This window comes from Rhodoluna miladensis (SeqCode) (assembly GCF_965234705.1).
Classification (GTDB): Bacteria; Actinomycetota; Actinomycetes; order Actinomycetales; family Microbacteriaceae; genus Rhodoluna; species Rhodoluna miladensis.
On record NZ_OZ248465.1, the window covers coordinates 206678 to 222362 of the forward strand.

The 15685-nt window shown below is 51.0% G+C and carries 17 protein-coding genes; 10 read left to right on the forward strand and 7 right to left on the reverse strand.

From position 1 onward, the window contains the following. The first annotated feature begins 14 nt into the window (after positions 1-14). From glmS to tsaD, 6 genes are read left to right on the forward strand one after another with little or no spacing between them, the layout of a single operon-like run. A complete protein-coding gene (glmS, locus tag AC8GDC_RS01050; RefSeq protein WP_506558037.1) occupies positions 15-1862 on the forward strand; it encodes a glutamine--fructose-6-phosphate transaminase (isomerizing) in 1848 nt (615 codons plus the stop codon). Continuing rightward, positions 1862-2215, forward strand: coding sequence for a holo-ACP synthase (locus AC8GDC_RS01055; protein ID WP_506558038.1), 354 nt, complete (start codon positions 1862-1864; stop codon positions 2213-2215). Before glmS ends, AC8GDC_RS01055 begins: the two co-directional genes overlap by 1 nt. Then, positions 2215-3312, forward strand: a complete 1098-nt coding sequence (gene alr / locus AC8GDC_RS01060; protein ID WP_506558039.1) for an alanine racemase — start codon at positions 2215-2217, stop codon at positions 3310-3312. Before AC8GDC_RS01055 ends, alr begins: the two co-directional genes overlap by 1 nt. Next, positions 3309-3785 carry a tRNA (adenosine(37)-N6)-threonylcarbamoyltransferase complex ATPase subunit type 1 TsaE gene (gene tsaE, locus AC8GDC_RS01065; protein ID WP_506558040.1) on the forward strand — a complete coding sequence of 159 codons (477 nt, stop codon included), beginning with the start codon at positions 3309-3311 and terminating at the stop codon, positions 3783-3785. The genes alr and tsaE overlap by 4 nt, the downstream gene beginning before the upstream one ends. Further along, the gene (gene tsaB, locus AC8GDC_RS01070) at positions 3782-4411 is read left to right on the forward strand and encodes a tRNA (adenosine(37)-N6)-threonylcarbamoyltransferase complex dimerization subunit type 1 TsaB (protein WP_506558041.1); all 630 of its coding nucleotides are present in this window, start codon (positions 3782-3784) and stop codon (positions 4409-4411) included. Before tsaE ends, tsaB begins: the two co-directional genes overlap by 4 nt. Further along, positions 4408-5895 (forward strand): tRNA (adenosine(37)-N6)-threonylcarbamoyltransferase complex transferase subunit TsaD, encoded by a 1488-nt coding sequence (gene tsaD, locus AC8GDC_RS01075; RefSeq protein WP_506558042.1) that lies wholly within the window; start codon positions 4408-4410, stop codon positions 5893-5895. Before tsaB ends, tsaD begins: the two co-directional genes overlap by 4 nt. Here tsaD and AC8GDC_RS01080 read toward each other — a convergent pair. From AC8GDC_RS01080 to AC8GDC_RS01090, 3 genes are read right to left on the reverse strand one after another with little or no spacing between them, the layout of a single operon-like run. Beyond that, positions 5892-6503 carry a LysE family translocator gene (locus AC8GDC_RS01080; protein WP_506558043.1) on the reverse strand — a complete coding sequence of 204 codons (612 nt, stop codon included), beginning with the start codon at positions 6501-6503 and terminating at the stop codon, positions 5892-5894. The two genes, tsaD and AC8GDC_RS01080, sit on opposite strands and share 4 nt — an antisense overlap. 3 nt (positions 6504-6506) lie before the next feature. Beyond that, the gene (gene ptsP / locus AC8GDC_RS01085) at positions 6507-8132 is read right to left on the reverse strand and encodes a phosphoenolpyruvate--protein phosphotransferase (RefSeq protein ID WP_506558044.1); all 1626 of its coding nucleotides are present in this window, start codon (positions 8130-8132) and stop codon (positions 6507-6509) included. A 1-nt stretch (position 8133) separates the two neighbouring features. Beyond that, entirely contained in the window at positions 8134-8406 is a 273-nt protein-coding gene (locus tag AC8GDC_RS01090) for an HPr family phosphocarrier protein (protein WP_506558045.1), read from the reverse strand. A 178-nt stretch (positions 8407-8584) separates the two neighbouring features. Between AC8GDC_RS01090 and AC8GDC_RS01095 the strand changes: the two genes are divergently transcribed. Then, complete coding sequence (locus AC8GDC_RS01095) at positions 8585-8893, forward strand: DUF4190 domain-containing protein (protein WP_506558046.1); 309 nt, start codon at positions 8585-8587, stop codon at positions 8891-8893. 6 nt (positions 8894-8899) lie between these two features. Here AC8GDC_RS01095 and AC8GDC_RS01100 read toward each other — a convergent pair whose 3' ends face one another. Next, entirely contained in the window at positions 8900-10102 is a 1203-nt protein-coding gene (locus AC8GDC_RS01100) for a class I SAM-dependent methyltransferase (protein ID WP_506558047.1), read from the reverse strand. A 120-nt stretch (positions 10103-10222) separates the two neighbouring features. Here AC8GDC_RS01100 and groES point away from each other — a divergent pair, with 120 nt between their 5' ends. The 3 genes from groES (at position 10223) to AC8GDC_RS01115 (ending at position 13016) form a co-directional block, all read left to right on the forward strand. Continuing rightward, entirely contained in the window at positions 10223-10522 is a 300-nt protein-coding gene (gene groES, locus AC8GDC_RS01105) for a co-chaperone GroES (protein ID WP_506558048.1), read from the forward strand. A gap of 67 nt (positions 10523-10589) precedes the next feature. After that, the gene (rarD, locus tag AC8GDC_RS01110; RefSeq protein WP_506558049.1) at positions 10590-11498 is read left to right on the forward strand and encodes an EamA family transporter RarD; all 909 of its coding nucleotides are present in this window, start codon (positions 10590-10592) and stop codon (positions 11496-11498) included. A gap of 267 nt (positions 11499-11765) precedes the next feature. Next, positions 11766-13016, forward strand: coding sequence for an ABC transporter substrate-binding protein (locus AC8GDC_RS01115; protein ID WP_506558050.1), 1251 nt, complete (start codon positions 11766-11768; stop codon positions 13014-13016). Between the two features lie 61 nt (positions 13017-13077). On the opposite strand, the gene AC8GDC_RS01120 is transcribed toward AC8GDC_RS01115, so the two are convergent. Genes AC8GDC_RS01120 through AC8GDC_RS01130 form a run of 3 tightly spaced genes read right to left on the reverse strand, consistent with a single transcriptional unit; the run spans position 13078 to position 15679 of the window. Further along, on the reverse strand, positions 13078-13803 hold the full coding sequence (locus AC8GDC_RS01120) for an ABC transporter ATP-binding protein (RefSeq protein ID WP_506558051.1): 726 nt from the start codon (positions 13801-13803) through the stop codon (positions 13078-13080). A 3-nt stretch (positions 13804-13806) separates the two neighbouring features. Continuing rightward, the gene (locus AC8GDC_RS01125; protein ID WP_506558052.1) at positions 13807-14709 is read right to left on the reverse strand and encodes an ABC transporter ATP-binding protein; all 903 of its coding nucleotides are present in this window, start codon (positions 14707-14709) and stop codon (positions 13807-13809) included. Beyond that, complete coding sequence (locus AC8GDC_RS01130; protein WP_506558053.1) at positions 14699-15679, reverse strand: branched-chain amino acid ABC transporter permease; 981 nt, start codon at positions 15677-15679, stop codon at positions 14699-14701. The genes AC8GDC_RS01125 and AC8GDC_RS01130 overlap by 11 nt, the downstream gene beginning before the upstream one ends. Between the last annotated feature and the right edge of the window lie 6 nt (positions 15680-15685).

Below are 15685 nucleotides of genomic sequence, written 5' to 3' on the forward strand. Positions count from 1 at the left end.
CGTAAATTAGTAGGGTGTGCGGAATCGTTGGCTACGTAGGACCTAAATCAACCCAGGAAGTTCTCTTGGGTGGTTTGCGTCGTCTAGAGTATCGAGGCTACGACTCAGCGGGCATCTCAGTTATCAGTCAAGGCCAGCTGGCCACACGTAAAAAAGCCGGAAAACTCGACAACCTAGTTGCCGACATCAAAGCTCACCCAATAGCCGATTCAAGAATCGGAATTGGTCACACCCGTTGGGCAACCCACGGTGCGCCGACCGATCAAAACGCCCACCCTCATCTTGGTGGACCATCAAGCAAACTTGCCCTTATTCATAACGGCATCATCGAGAACTTCTCCGAGCTCAAGCAGGAACTACTGGATGCCGGAACCTCATTTGCCAGCGAAACTGACTCCGAAGTTGCAGCTCACCTGATTGCTAAAGAGTATGAAGCGTCTAAAGATCTAGTGTCCGCCTTCGGCAAGGTTGTAAACCGCTTGCACGGAGCATTTACCATTCTTGTAATTCACGAAGACTTCCCGGATCTGATTCTGGCTGCTCGCAAGAACGCACCTTTAGTTATTGGACTCGGTGAGGGAGAGAACTTCCTCGGCTCTGACGTCGCGGCTTTTGTTGAGCACACCAAAAGAGCAATTTCTGTCGGTCAAGACGAGATTGTAATTCTTCGCCCAAGCGGTGTTGAGATTCAAGGTTTTGATGGACACAAAGTTGACTCCAAGGAATTCACAATCGACTGGGACGCATCTCAAGCCTCCAAGGGCGGCTGGCCATCATTTATGGCTAAAGAAATTTCCGATCAGCCGCAAGCTGTTGCCGACACACTCATGGGACGCATCAACTCCGAAGGAAGGGTGACCCTTCCCGAAATTGATGGACTCGACGCCAAAGAGCTAATGGCAATCGACCGAATTATTGTGGTGGCATGTGGCACCGCAAGCTACGCAGGTGAAATTGCCAAGTATGCCATCGAGAAGTGGGCAAAGATTCCGGTCTCGGTTGAGCTAGCTCATGAGTTCCGTTATCGGGATCCAATTCTGACCCCCAACACTTTGATTGTTGCCATCAGCCAGTCCGGTGAAACCATGGACACTCTTATGGCCACTCGCTACGCCAAAGAACAAGGTGCCAAAGTAATGGCCATCTGCAACACCCAGGGTGCGACACTGGCTCGCGAATCTGATGCCGTTGTTTACACCCACGCCGGTCCTGAAGTTGCGGTTGCATCCACCAAGGCACTCACTGCTCAAATGACTGCCGTTTATCTGCTGGCACTATTTCTCGCAACGGGCAGAAAATCCATGCCAGCTTCTGAACTATCTGAACTTGGTAAAGAGCTACTCAAGCTCCCGGCCAAGGTCACCGAAGTACTTGCTTCCTTAGATCAGGTGAGTGCACTGGCAAAGAAGATGTCGAATGCCAAGACCGTTTTGTTCCTGGGAAGAAACGTTGGGTTCCCGGTTGCAATGGAGGGTGCACTCAAGCTCAAAGAGCTTGCGTACATCCACGCCGAAGGTTTCGCAGCTGGAGAGCTAAAGCATGGACCAATTGCTCTAATCGAACAAGACCAGCCGGTGATCGTCATCTTGCCTTCGCCAAATGACCCACTACACCCGAAAGTTATCTCCAACATTCAAGAGATCAAGGCTCGTGGAGCAACAGTTATTGCAATTGCCGAAGTTGGCGACAAAGAGGCCTCGAAGTATGCCGAGAACGTTTGGTTTGTTCCTGCAACCAACTGGCTGATGGCACCGGTGCTAACCGTTATTCCATTGCAGGCATTTGCCATGGAACTTGCCAACGCTAAGGGCTTGGATGTTGATCAGCCTCGCAACTTGGCTAAGTCGGTCACGGTCGAGTAATGATTGTTGGAATCGGGGTCGACTTAGTCGATGTCGCCAGATTCGAAACGGCGATTGCAAACACTCCAAAGCTCAAAGACAGACTTTTCACCGAGGGTGAGAAATCACTCAACAGCTATTCACTGGCTGCACGCTTTGCAGCTAAAGAAGCTCTAATGAAAGCTGTCGGCAAAGCCCAGGGCTTGTCTTTCCAGGAAGTTCAGATTGTAAAAGACGAATTCGGAAAGCCTAGCTTTGTGCTTTCTGGCCAGAGCGAGCAAACAGTTTCTGGCAAGGGAATTGCCAATTTGCACCTGTCTTTGAGCCACGACGGTCAGATGGCTATCGCCTACGTGATTGCCGAGGGTAGCTAATGCGCAATATCTCGGTGGATCTTGAAGTAATCGCTTCGAATTACAAAACCCTAAAGTCCCTAACCAGCGCCAAGGTTATGGCAATTGTTAAAGCCGACGCATTCGGACACGGCATCATCGAAGTTTCAAAAAAGTTGGAATCGATTGGCGTTGACATGCTGGCAACCGCAGATCTAGAAGAGGCGCAGGAAATGCGTGCTGCTGGAATCAAGTCCCCGATTCTTGCTTGGCTACATGGTTCAGAAACTGATTTTGCAGCAGCCATCAAAAACGATATCCAGATTGGCCTATCCACCGTTGCAGGCTTAGAAGCGGTTGCAGTTTCGGCGCGTCAAGTTTCTGGAACGGCCAAAGTTCACCTAAAAGTTGACACCGGACTTGGTCGAAACGGTGCAGCGCTAAGTGATTGGCCAACCGTTGTTGCAAAAGCGGTAGAGCTAAAAAACGAAGGCCTAGTTGAACTAGTTGGCGTCTTTAGTCACCTTTCGGGAACCAGTGCAAAAGATGACGCCGATCAACTTGCAGTTTTCGAACAAGCCGTATCCCAGGCCGAATCTCTCGGAGCACAATTTCAGCTGCGCCACTTAGCCGCATCAGCCGCAACTTTGAATCAAAGCCAAGCACACCTGGATATGGTACGCGTGGGTATTGCGCTCTACGGTTTAGATCCAACACCTCATCTCAAGGCAGCAGATTATTCACTTGTGCCTGCCATGAGAGTGAGCTCAGAAGTAGTTTCGGTAAAACAAGTGCCGGCAGGTCATGGAGTTAGTTATGGCTACCTTCACAAAACATCAGGCCCGAGCACTTTGGCACTTGTGCCATTTGGCTACGCCGAAGGCATGCCTCGAATCGCTACCGGTCGAGCCAGCGTCTTGCTAAATGGAAAAAGGTACCCAATTCTTGCCCGCATCGCGATGGACCAGTTCATCCTGGATGTTGGAAGTGACCCAGTCAAAGTAGGCGACGAGGTGGTAATCTTTGGCAACGGGGCCAAGGGGGAGCCAACCGCTGAGGAGCTGGCACTTGCGGCCGAGACTATTAATTACGAGATTGTCACTCGAATTGGCGGACGGGCTAAGCGGGTATTCAAGTGAGCGGTCAAACCGCCCCGCTAGTAATTGAGATTCCGACCGAAGACCAGATGCACGAGTTGGGGCTTCGCCTCGGATCATTGCTGATTGCAGGAGACTTGCTGTCCCTCAATGGCCCGCTTGGAGCAGGAAAGACTACCCTTACTCGAGGCATCGGTGAAGGCGTTATGGCCGAGGGCAATGTCTCATCGCCGACTTTTTTGATTGCGCGCACTCACACGACTAAATCTGGAGCACCTTTTCATCACATCGATGCCTACAGATTATCTTCAGCTGCAGAGTTAGACGATTTAGATATTGACTACGCCGGAAGCATTTCGGTAATCGAATGGGGACGCGGCTTTGCCGAGGGCTTGAGTGAGTCGTTGCTGGAGATAAACATCGAGCGCGATTTGGAAACTGACCTTCGCACTTTGAGCATTACCGGTTCTGGAAGATTCGCAAACCCCGCGCAATTTTTGGGGGAGACTAAATGACTCAGGTGCTACTTGCAATTGACACAAGCGCCGGAACTGCAGTTGCCGTTTTGGTTGATGGGGTGGTTGCTAGCGAATCGTACGATGCCAATTCCATGCAGCACGCCGAGCAAATCGGAATTCAAATTCAACAAGGCCTTGAAGCTGCAAAGAAGAAATCTTCTGATGTGACAGCAGTTGCGGTTGGTGTTGGACCAGGGCCATTCACTGGTCTTCGAGTTGGAATTGCTGCTGCCAAGATGTTTGCCGAGGGTATCTCCGCACCAATTTATGGAGTCGGATCTTTGGACGCAATTGCGTTTGCTAATTCTCTAGATGAGCCAACGTTAGTTTTGACCGACGCCAGACGATCAGAAGTTTTCTTTGGTCTTTACAAGGGCAAAACTCCAGCAGGTGTTCCAAAGACCCTTTTGGGCCCAGGAGTAAAAAAGCAGGCTGAGCTAGAAGTGCAGCTAAAGGCAGAAGGGCATAGCTACCTGCTTGCAAACACTCAGGTCAGTGCCGCGAACCTGGGTCTTTTAGGCTTAGCCCAGCTAGCAGAAGGCACCGCAAACACCTCGGTGGTTGCCAACTACTTGCGTGCCCCAGACGCTGTTCCTGCCAAGGGTAAGAAGGTAAGCGGATGAGCCATCTAATACGCCTGGCTACCGAGGCTGACTTGGCGGCGATTATGGAGCTTGAAAAGGCCAGTTTCGGCAACGATTCGTGGTCAAGACCGACGATGCGGGCTGAGCTTATGGCCCCGCATACCTATTATTTGGTTGCCCACCAAGACGAGAAAATCCTGGGCTACGCCGGCTTGAGCAAGGTGGCAAGCTCGTCATCGGCGGATGTTCAAACCATCGCGGTAAGTGATTCGCATCGCCGAGCCGGAATTGGTCGGCAGCTTATGCAGGCACTTATCGAACAAGCCTCCAAGCTAACAGCTACGGAAATCTACCTAGAGGTTCGCGAAGATAAGCCAGCCCCGCGAAAACTTTATGAGCAGCTGGGCTTTGAAAAAATTGATAGACGCGAGACGTACTACCAGCCCGATGGGGTTGCAGCAATTGTGATGCGTCTTACAATTCCGACAGATGTGAAAAGTGAGCCAGTTGTTTTAGGAATTGAAACAAGTTGCGATGAAACCGGAATTGGAATTGTCCGTGGCACAACACTGCTAGCTAATGTGATTTCTTCTTCAATGGATCAGCATGCCAGATTCGGAGGTGTGGTTCCAGAGATTGCCGCCAGGGCACATCTTGAGGCACTCGAGGCCACTTTGCAAAAAGCTCTTGATACGGCTGGAATTTCAGTTAAAGAAATTGACGCAGTTGCAGTCACGAATGGACCAGGTCTTGCCGGTGCTCTAATGGTTGGTGTTGGTGCAGCTAAGGCACTAGCGGTGGCGATTGACAAACCAATCTATGCAGTGAACCACCTCGTGGCACACGTTGCAGTAGATATTCTCGAGCGCGGCAAATTGGAAACTCCGACCGTGGCACTTTTGGTAAGCGGTGGACATACCTCGTTGCTTTTGGTTCGCGATCTACTAAACGATGTTGAATTACTTGGAGAAACAATCGACGACGCTGCTGGCGAAGCTTTCGACAAAATTGCTCGAGTGCTAGGGCTGAGCTATCCAGGCGGACCAGAAATCGACAAGGCCGCCCAAAATGGCGATGCCAAAGCCATCAGGTTCCCAAGGGGACTTACTTTGCCAAAAGATCAGGAAAAGCATCGCTACAACTTCAGCTTCTCTGGACTAAAAACAGCCGTTGCCAGACACGTTGAACTTGCCGAATCCAAGGGCGAGCAGGTCTCCATTACCGATGTTGCAGCGTCCTTCCGGGAGGCCGTGGTCGATGTCCTAGTAACCAAGGCCATCAACGCCTGCCAGGACAACAACGTTCCAAGGCTAATTCTGGGCGGTGGAGTGGTTGCCAATTCAAGGCTTCGGGAGGTGGCAAAAGCCAGGTGCCAAGAAGCTGGCATCGAGCTACGAATTCCAGCTTTTAGCCTGTGCACCGATAACGGGGCGATGATTGCGTCCCTGGGAGCCCAGAAGATTATGGCCGGGGAAGCCCCAAGCATGTTGGATTTCGGGGTTTATTCAACCCTTCCGGTTTAGCCCCTTAGCGGTAGCGCTATACCGATTGCAATAAAGATGCCGCCAAAGACGCGGTTTACTTTCTTTCCAAACTTGGCCAAAAATGGCTTGATCTTATTTGCGGCAGAAGCTACCGCCAGCTCATACAAAAACTCAATCACAACAAAAGTCAGCGCCATCCAAACAAACTGAGTGAGCAGTGAAATCTTCGGGTCAATAAATTGTGGCAAGAAAGCCACGAAAAACAAAATGCCCTTCGGGTTGGTAAGAGCTGCAAGTAGTCCCTGTCGAAAAAGCAAAAGACTAGAAACATCTTTGGGCACAGCCGCTTTAGTTTCTCCGATTGAAGGAGATCTCCAAACCTGGATACCCAACCAAATTAGATATGCTCCACCGACAAATTTCATAACAATCAATAGTTGCGCTGAGGCTGCAAGCAGCGCACCGATTCCAAAAAGTGATAAACCGATCACGGTTGCAAATCCAACCGAGCCACCAACAATAGTTGCGATGGTTTTTCTAGTTCCGTAAATCGCACCGTGGGTTAGGGCAAGTAATCCATTAGGGCCAGGAGTAAAGGTAAGACCAAGAACTGCCAGAAAGTAAATTAACCAGTTGGATAATTCCATAAGTTACCTGTTTGCGATTTCACGTAGCGCGGTTGCCTTAGCAGCCTCGGCAGTGGTTTCTTTTAGGACAGCATTCGCAACTTCTTTGGCGTCGGCAAGTGAGAGTGATGACAATGCATTGTGAACTGCAGTGACCTGAGATTTTGAAACGCTGACCGAATCCATTCCAAGACCTGCAAGCACCACAGCAAATGCTGGATCGGAAGCGCTTTCGCCACAGACCCCAGAAGAAATTCCGGCTGCCTTGGCACCCGATGCAATTCGGGCTAGGGATTTGATAAGTGCTGGCTGCCAGTGGTTTAGAAGAGCACCCAGCGCAGGGTTCATGCGATCGGCGGCAAACAGGTACTGAGAAAGGTCATTGGTGCCAACCGAGACAAAATCCAGCACCCCTTCAAGCTGGTCAACGATCAGGGCGATAGAAGGGGTTTCGACCATGATTCCGACTTTGTAGCCGCCAATTGAGCGGGCTAGATCGGCAAAGGCTTTGGCCTCTTCAGCCGTTGCAATCATCGGGGCCATCACCCAAACTTCGCGACCGGAGGCAACCCTGGCACTTTCCAGGGCTTTGAGCTGGCCTTCAATAAAGTCGCGGTGCTCGGTTATCAGGCGGTAGCCGCGCACTCCAAGAGAAGGGTTCTCCTCGGAAGGCATATTCAAGAACGGCACCGGCTTATCACTGCCGGCGTCGATGGTGCGAACCACAATCGGGCCGGCGGGGGCAGCTTTTAGGATCTCGGTGTAGCTGGCAACCTGCTGCTCAAGCGTCGGCTGGGTCTTCGCCGAAAGATATAAAAGCTCAGTTCGAAATAGGCCAACTCCGTTGGCCCTAGTTTCGCTAGCTGCCTTGGCATCTTCTAGTGTTCCGATGTTTGCCCGAACGGGAATCAGTGGCTCGGAGTTTATCGCCACAAACTCAAGTGACTTGGTGGCAAGAGATTGATCGTCGCTTACCAAAACTCGATCGCCCACTGGGTCAACTAGAACTCGGTCGCCTGTTTCAAGAGAAGCTGCATCGGGACAAGACACCACAGCCGCAATTGATTTTGATCTGCAGATGATTGCGGTGTGAGAAGTAGGTCCACCCTTGAGAGTTATGACGCCAACAACCGCCTCGGTGAACTGTGCGGTATCGGCTGGTGAGAAATCCTCACCGACTAAGACGATTCTCCCTTTTTCAGGAATCGATAACGCCATTTCAATTCCGGCAATTCTTGCCTGAACTCTTTTGGAAAGATCTTGGAAATCTGCAACTCGTTCATCGAATGTTGGATCGCCCCCCAAAAGTTCTGCAAACTCATCGACTGCTTTGCCAATGGCCGCTGCAGCACCCCAGCCATTGTTGATGTTTGCGGTTGCAACTTCCATCAGCTCTTCGTCTTCGATAAGCATTTTTAGCGCTTCGAAGATTTCTGCCGAAGTCCCGCCAGCTTTTTGGCCAAGCTCATCGAGATGGTTGCTAACAAATTCAATCGCTGATTTCAGCTCGGCAATCTCTGCGTCTTTTGATTTGGTGGAGCGTGTCCATTCCGGAAGTGGCTTGGATTGCTTTACAACCAACACATCGCCTACGGCGGAGACTAATCCGACCCCAAGTCCTTTGAGAATTGCGCCCGGCTGCGAAGGCAAGTTATTCGCCCTTTAGAAATTCTTGAATTTGAGAAATCAGGCCATCGGCCAAAGCCTGGTCAGTGGTTGGAATCTCAACGGTTAGGGTTTCACCGGTTGAAATCTTCAGGGCCATCAGGCGAAGGGCCGAATTGGCCTTGGCGAACTCCTGGCCTGATCTTCCAATGGTTATTTCAAGCCCGGATTCTTTGACCAGCTTTACTATCTGGCTGGCAGGGCGAGCGTGAAGCCCGATTGGGTCTAGAACTTGGACTTGGCCTTGAATCGAAGACAAACGCTTCTCCTGGAACTTAGGTTGGGGTCTTGAAGCTCTAATTATGCTCGTTTTCCTTTGTTTCCCGCCCCAAGCTTGGCGATTGGCTTTCACAGCTAGCTAGCAGGTTCAGCTCACTGTTTACACAGCCAGCCGTGGTCAACTAAAGCTAGGTAATTCCAATAAGAAGGAGCCGAAAATGGCAGATAACAAGACCAAAAAGTTCGATTTCACCTCCCTGAACACCCTGGCGGTTGTTTCAATCGCCTCGGCGCTAACTTCCATCGGAGCAGTTGCAGCAATCATCACAGGTCACGTGGCCCTAACCCAGATCAAGAAATCTGGGGAATCAGGTCGTGGACTAGCTCTGGCCGGAACCATCATCGGCTACGTCACTATCGCACTTTGGGTTTTGGGAAGCATCGCCCTGGCAGTTGCCGGAGCCTACCTAAGAGGTAAGTACGGCATGGATGACATGGGCATGTACCGCATGGGTTGGATGGACTAAAAACGTTTAGTTGCTAATAGGTTGAGCAACTAGCACTCGGTGGGCGTCGCCCACTCTGGTAACAATCAGAGTGGCGGCGCCTTCACCCTTGGGGGCCAATTGCTTCCGCAGCTCTTCAGGCGAAATATCACTTCCACGTTTTTTGATTTCAAGAATGCCGATGTTGTTTTCGCGAACGTAAGCCTTTAGCTTCTTGCGATCAAAAACCAAGTTATCGATTACCTTGTATCCCTTGAGCCACGGGGACGAAATCAAATTGTTTGAGCTCAGGTATGCAATCTCAGGAGCAATTAGCGTAAGGCCCAAAGGCAGCGCGAAATCTGAAATCAGTCTTGATCGAATCAGAGAGTTATCTGGCTCGTAAACGTAAGCACCTAGTTCACCAAGTTCCGCATTTGGGCTATCAATTTCACTTGAAGTGATTTCATGTTGGCCCTTGGCATCAATTAGAAGTGCAGAGCGCGCGATATTTTCGCGAGCTAGTTTTCCAAACCACAAACTCATCTCAACTAGATCGCCATCAACCGACACCCACTGCGCCTCGGCGCCTTCTGGGATTTGTTTTCTGTCGTGACCGGGTCCGAGTTTGATTCCCGTTGGTTTGGTCTTGGCTTGCTCGATGCAGAAGTTGTAGTTAGGGGAATAGTTAGCGGGATCAAAATGTCGCTGGGTACTGGATTTTTTGGCTCCGTGAAGCTCTCTCCTTGCCGGGTCAAAAAACAAGGCTTCAAACTTTGACAGATCAAGTTGCTCAACATTTGCGATTTCGACCGTTGCATTTTCAAATGGGGCCAAGTTGTACGTTGCTACAGCGGCCGTGACCTCATCAACTTCGAAGGCGTGGACGTTGATCCCTAACGAAGCCATGGCCATCGACTCGGCCCCGATGCCACAGCCAAGGTCGGCAACTTCTTTGATGCCGGCAGCTCGGAAGCGGCCAGCGTGTAAGGCGGCAACTTTCAGCCTGGAGGCTTGCTCAAGCCCTGCCTCGGTAAAGAGCATTTGGGAGGCAAATTCTCCGAATTTGGACTGGCCCCGCTTGCGCAGTTTGGCCTGGGTTAGCACCGCAGCCACAGTGGCTGGGTCGTGGCCATCGGATCGGAGCTTAGCCACCAGGGCCAAAACATCGGTGGTTGAGGAGTAGTCAATCTGGGCCAAAAGCGCCTGACCGGCGCTTCCTGCCAGCTTTACAAAGTCTTCGCGCTCCATTGTTAGAGGCTACCAACCAGGGCCCCTTGGCTAGAGGCCGTAGGCCGTGCTAATGTTCTAGTTAGCACTCTCACCTCGAGATTGCTAATCATCCAAAACTTATCTAAAGAAGAGGTCATAATGTCGGTTTCAATCAAGCCGCTTGAAGATCGTATTGTTGTCCGTCCAATGGCTGCCGAGCAGGTTACATCCTCAGGTCTTGTAATTCCTGACACCGCTCAGGAGAAGCCTCAGGAGGCCGAGGTTATCGCTGTTGGTCCAGGTCGCGTTGACGACAAAGGAACCCGCATCCCGGTTGACGTATCAGTTGGCGACATGGTTATCTTCTCGAAGTATGGCGGCACCGAGCTTAAGTACAACGGCGAGGAGTACCTAGTACTTTCAGCTCGCGATGTACTAGCTATCGTCACCAAGAAATAAATCAGCTTTGATAACCCCCAAGCCCTAACCGGCTTGGGGTTTTAGCTTTAACCCCTAGATTGGGTTTGTGAACGAAAAGACTAAAGGAATTGGCTACGGTCTTTCGGCCTACCTGATCTGGGGTAGCTTCCCACTGGTCATTGCGATGCTTTCTTTTGCCGACCCATTTGAGATTGTGGTGTGGCGAGTAATCTTTGGATTCGCATTTGGACTCGCAGTGATTTTAGTGACTAGAAAGTTTTCCGAGTATCTCTCGGTTTTCAAACAGCCCAAGCAACTGCTTTGGATTTCACTTGCTGCTGTTGTGATTTATATCAACTGGCAAGTTTACGTTTATGCTGTTGCAGATAATCATGTGCTTGAAGCATCGCTTGGCTACTTTATAAACCCGCTTGTGACAATTGCGCTCGCAACCATTTTCCTAAAAGAGAAACTAAATGTGCTGCAGTGGGTTGCAGTTGGACTCGGCGGGGTAGCGGTTTTGATTCTCACTTTCAATTACGGTCAGCCGCCAGTGATTGCACTCACACTCGCTCTTTCTTTTGGAATCTACGGACTTGCTAAAAACCGACTGGGCGGAAACGTTTCTGCGCTGAGTAGCTTCACAGTTGAGACCACACTGCTGCTTCCACTAGGAATAGTTCAGCTGGTGGTTTTGGCCGGAATGATGCAGATCCAGTTTGGCTACGCAGGTCTAGCTCCATCTCTTGGACTTGCTGCCTACGGAGTGCTAACCGCGATACCTCTATTGCTCTTTGGAGCAGCCGCGAAGCGTGTCCCGCTTAGTTACATTGGCTTCATGCAGTACCTGACCCCGACTTTGCAGTTCCTGCTCGGGCTGCTTGTTTTCCAGGAGCCAATGCCAGCGGCCAGATGGCTCGGTTTTGCCATGGTCTGGTTTGCGCTGTCGATACTTTCCTTTGATGCCTTGAGGCAGCTTAGGAATCGATCCCGGTTGGTGGCCCCGGTGGCCTAAGGCCCGACACATGCCAATTCCGAAACCCAATTGTTACCATGGAAGGAACTAGGCCGTTTATCTTCGGAATCCGCGAAAAATGGACCTATTTACTGCGAAATAGGGCCTCTTTTTGGATAAAAAGTGCGAATTCCTTGCCCTTGCCTTGGCTGTGGGCCTACGGTCCCCGAGTCTACAGGGTGCATTTGGAAACCTTCAAACTATAGTTGAGGGTGTGAGACCTGTGATTTTTGGCATGGTCTCCAAATCCATTAATTAAGGAGAAAAATGAGCTCATTTTCATTCTCTCGTCGTAACAGAAAGACCGCTGCTGCAGTTGCAACACTAGCTGCTGCTGCTCTAGTTCTTTCTGGCTGCGCAGCCACCGATGGTGGCTCTGCAGGTGGCGACTTGACACTAAAGATCGGTACTGCACTTCCGCAGACCGGTAGCCTCGCCTTCCTTGGCCCACCTGAAGAAGCTGGTGTTGCCCTTGCTATCAAGGACATCAACGAAGCTAACAAGGGAATCCAGGTTGAAGTTGAGTGGGGAGACTCAGGAGACCTTGACAACAAGGCCTACGAAACTGAGATTCCTCGTCTACTAAACGCTGGAGTGAAGGCGATTGTTGGAGCTGCATCATCCGGTACCTCACTTGCGTTTATCGACCAGGTTGTTGGCGCTGGAGTACTACAGTTCTCACCAGCAAACACCTCACCTACCTTGACAACTTACGACGACAAGGGACTTTACTTCCGTACAGCACCTTCTGACCTTCTACAGGGCGAGGTTCTTGGTAACCTAATGGCTGCTGACGGTCACGAGAAGATCGCAATGATCGTTCTTAACGATGCATACGGAACTGGTCTTCGCGACGCTACCCAGGCTTCATTCGAAGCTGCCGGTGGAGAAGTTCTAGCTGCACCGACATTCAACGCTGGAGACACTAACTTCAGCGCGCAGATCTCGGAAGTTCTAGCAACCAGCCCAGACGCGATTGTTCTTATCAGCTTCGACGAAGCCAAGACAATCATTCCTGCGCTAGTTAGCCAGTTCCCTGCAGAGAACCTATACATGGTTGACGGAAACCTAGCCAACTACTCTGAGGACTTCGAGCCAGGCACCCTAGCCGGTGCTAAGGGTACTGCTCCAGGTCTTGACCCAGACACAATCCGTGACTTCCTAAACAGAATGGAAGAGAACTGGGTTGCCGAAGGAAACGCGTCACTTGATGACGTATTCCTATACGGTCCTGAGTCATACGACGCTGTTGTTCTACTAGCTCTTGCAGCTCTAGCTGCTGGATCAGTAGAAGGAGCTGACATGGCTGGAAAGCTTCAGGAAGTTTCTGGAGGTTCCGGTTCGGGCACCAAGTGCACCAGCTTTGCTGAGTGTGCTGACATCATCAACGGCGGCGGCGTCGCTGACTACGATGGTGTTTCAAGCCCAGTTACTTTCGATGAGTTCGGAGACCCAACACAGGGTAACATCCTTATCTCTATCTACGGTGACGACAACACATACACCGCAGTTAAGTAATTCATAACTGATAGAAAAACCCCCGGGAGCAATCCCGGGGGTTTTTTATGGCTTGATTTTTCTATTCGCCCAAGGTTCCTAGGTATAGGCCGATGACCTTCGGGTCATTTAGTAATTCGCGTCCGGTTCCAACAACGGCATCCTTACCTTGATCCAAGACATAGGCGCGGTCTGAGATCTGAAGGCAACGGCGAGCGTTTTGCTCGACCATGATGGTGGTCACACCGGACTTGTTGATCTCAGATACTCGAATAAATGCCTCGTCCTGACGAACTGGGGATAGACCAGCCGATGGCTCATCGAGTAGCAATACTTTTGGATCCATCATTAGAGCTCGGCTCATTGCAACCATTTGGCGCTCACCACCGGAAAGCGATCCAGCGCGCTGCTTGAGACGCTTGCCCAATTCAGCAAAGATGCTGGTGACAAACTCAAGACGCTCTGGGTAGCTCTTTGGGTTCTGGAATAGCCCCATTTGCAGGTTCTCTTCGATTGTTAGAGAAGGAAAGACGTTGTTGTTCTGAGGAACAAAACCGATTCCGCGGGCAACCAACTGGTTGGCCTTTAGGTTAGAGATCGATTCGCCGTTCAACATGATGTTGCCCTCGCGCACCTTTACAAGTCCAAAGATTGCTTTCAAAAGTGTGGACTTACCGGCACCGTTAGGTCCGATGATTCCCACAAGCTCGCCCTGGTTGGCAAAGAAGTTGGCACCGTTCAAGATGTTGACTCCCGGCAGGTAGCCGGCAACCAAGTCCTTGGTTTCAATAACTGGTGTGCTGGCCATGGCTTACTTCTTTCCCTTTGGAATTGTGATTCGACCGGTGACGGTTCCAAGATCGGTGTCCTGGTGGGATCCCAAGTAAGCGTCGATCACGGCGGGGTTTTTCATAACCTGCTCCGGTGGACCTTCAGCAACGACCTTACCTTCGGCCATTACGACCACCCAGTCGGCGATGTGTCTAACCATGTGCATGTCGTGCTCTACGAACAACACCGTCATGCCCTCTTTCTTTAGCCCAAGCACGTGCTCGAGCAGAGATTGGGTAAGTGCTGGGTTTACTCCAGCCATTGGCTCATCGAGCATCACAAGAACTGGATCAGTCATCAAAGCCCTGGCCATTTCAAGAAGCTTTCTTTGTCCACCAGAAAGGCTGGCTGCAAAGTCATCTCTTTTGGCATCTAGCTTGAAGCGCTTTAGTAGCTCCATAGCCTTAGCTTCGATTTCGACTTCCTTGGCCTTCCAAAGGAAAGGGAACACCGCATACAAAAGGCTCTCGCCCTTTTGCTCCTTAGAGCCAAGCTTCATGTTCTCTAAAACGGTTAGCAGGCTAAGGGCTTTGGTCAGCTGGAAAGTGCGGACCTGACCCATCTGGGCAACTTTGAATGCTGGAATGCCGGCAAGGGATTTGCCAGCGAAGCTCCAGTTCCCAGTGTCTGGCTTGTCAAAGCCAGTTAGCAAGTTGAACAAAGTTGTCTTACCAGCACCGTTTGGACCAATAAGAGCGGTGATAGCGCCTCTTGGAATCTCTAGGTGCTCAACATCAACTGCGGTTAGTCCTCCGAAGCGACGGGAAATCCCGTCCATCGTGACAATTGGATCGACCTTGGCTACACCTGGACGAATCTCGCCTATGTGTAGACCGGTTGATTTGGTCGGGGTGTTGCCCGATGCCTTTTCGCTACTTGACAAAGGTCAGCTCCTTCTTGTCTCCAAGGATTCCCTGGGGGCGGTAGATAACCAGCAGCATCAGACCCACTCCCACCAGGATGAACCTGATGGTTGAAGCCTGGATGCTGCTAATAAATGGCAGTAGTCCACTCGAGACAAGCTGTGGCAAGACGTTTGATAAGAATGCCTGCAGCACCCAGAAGATGATCGCTCCAAGAACCGGACCAAAGATGGTCGCTGCGCCACCAAGTAGCAGCGCGGTCCATACGAAGAAAGTCAACGAGGTGACATAGACACCAGGGTTGATCGATGATGGAAGAGCGTAGACAACGCCTCCCAGCGCACCAAATACTCCTCCGATGATCAGAGCCTGCATCTTGTATGCGAAGACGTTCTTACCTAAAGCTCGAACTGCGTCCTCGTCCTCGCGGATACCCTTGATGACTCGACCCCAAGGGCTCTTCATCAACAGGTACAAAATTCCAGCACAGACAATCAAAGTGATGAGCCCCAGGATAAGAACCCAAAGCTCAACGTTGTTGTATGTCCATGGACCAAATCCGTAGTCGCCTTCCGGGAACGGGTTAGATGCACGGAAGCTGTTGTGGTAACCGGATAGACCATCAGCGCTTCCAGTGATGTCATCGAAAGCAGTGGTTAGGAACAGCAGCCTCAGAATCTCGGCTGCGGCAATTGTCACAATCGCCAGGTAGTCACCGCGAAGTCTAAGAGTCGGGATACCAAGGATCAACGCAAACACCACCGAGGCCGAGAGGCTTACCAGAATTCCCTGCCACCACTCAAAACCGAAGGTGAGGATAGAAATTGCGTAGCCGTAGGCACCAACTGCCATAAATCCGGCGATACCAAAGTTCAACAGACCCGCGAATCCGAAGTGCATCGCAAGTCCTAGAGCTGCAAGTGCAAACGCCATCGTCGCAGGGCTCAAAATACCCTGAGCGGTGTTGTTGAGAATTGCTAACCAATCCATAGCTCT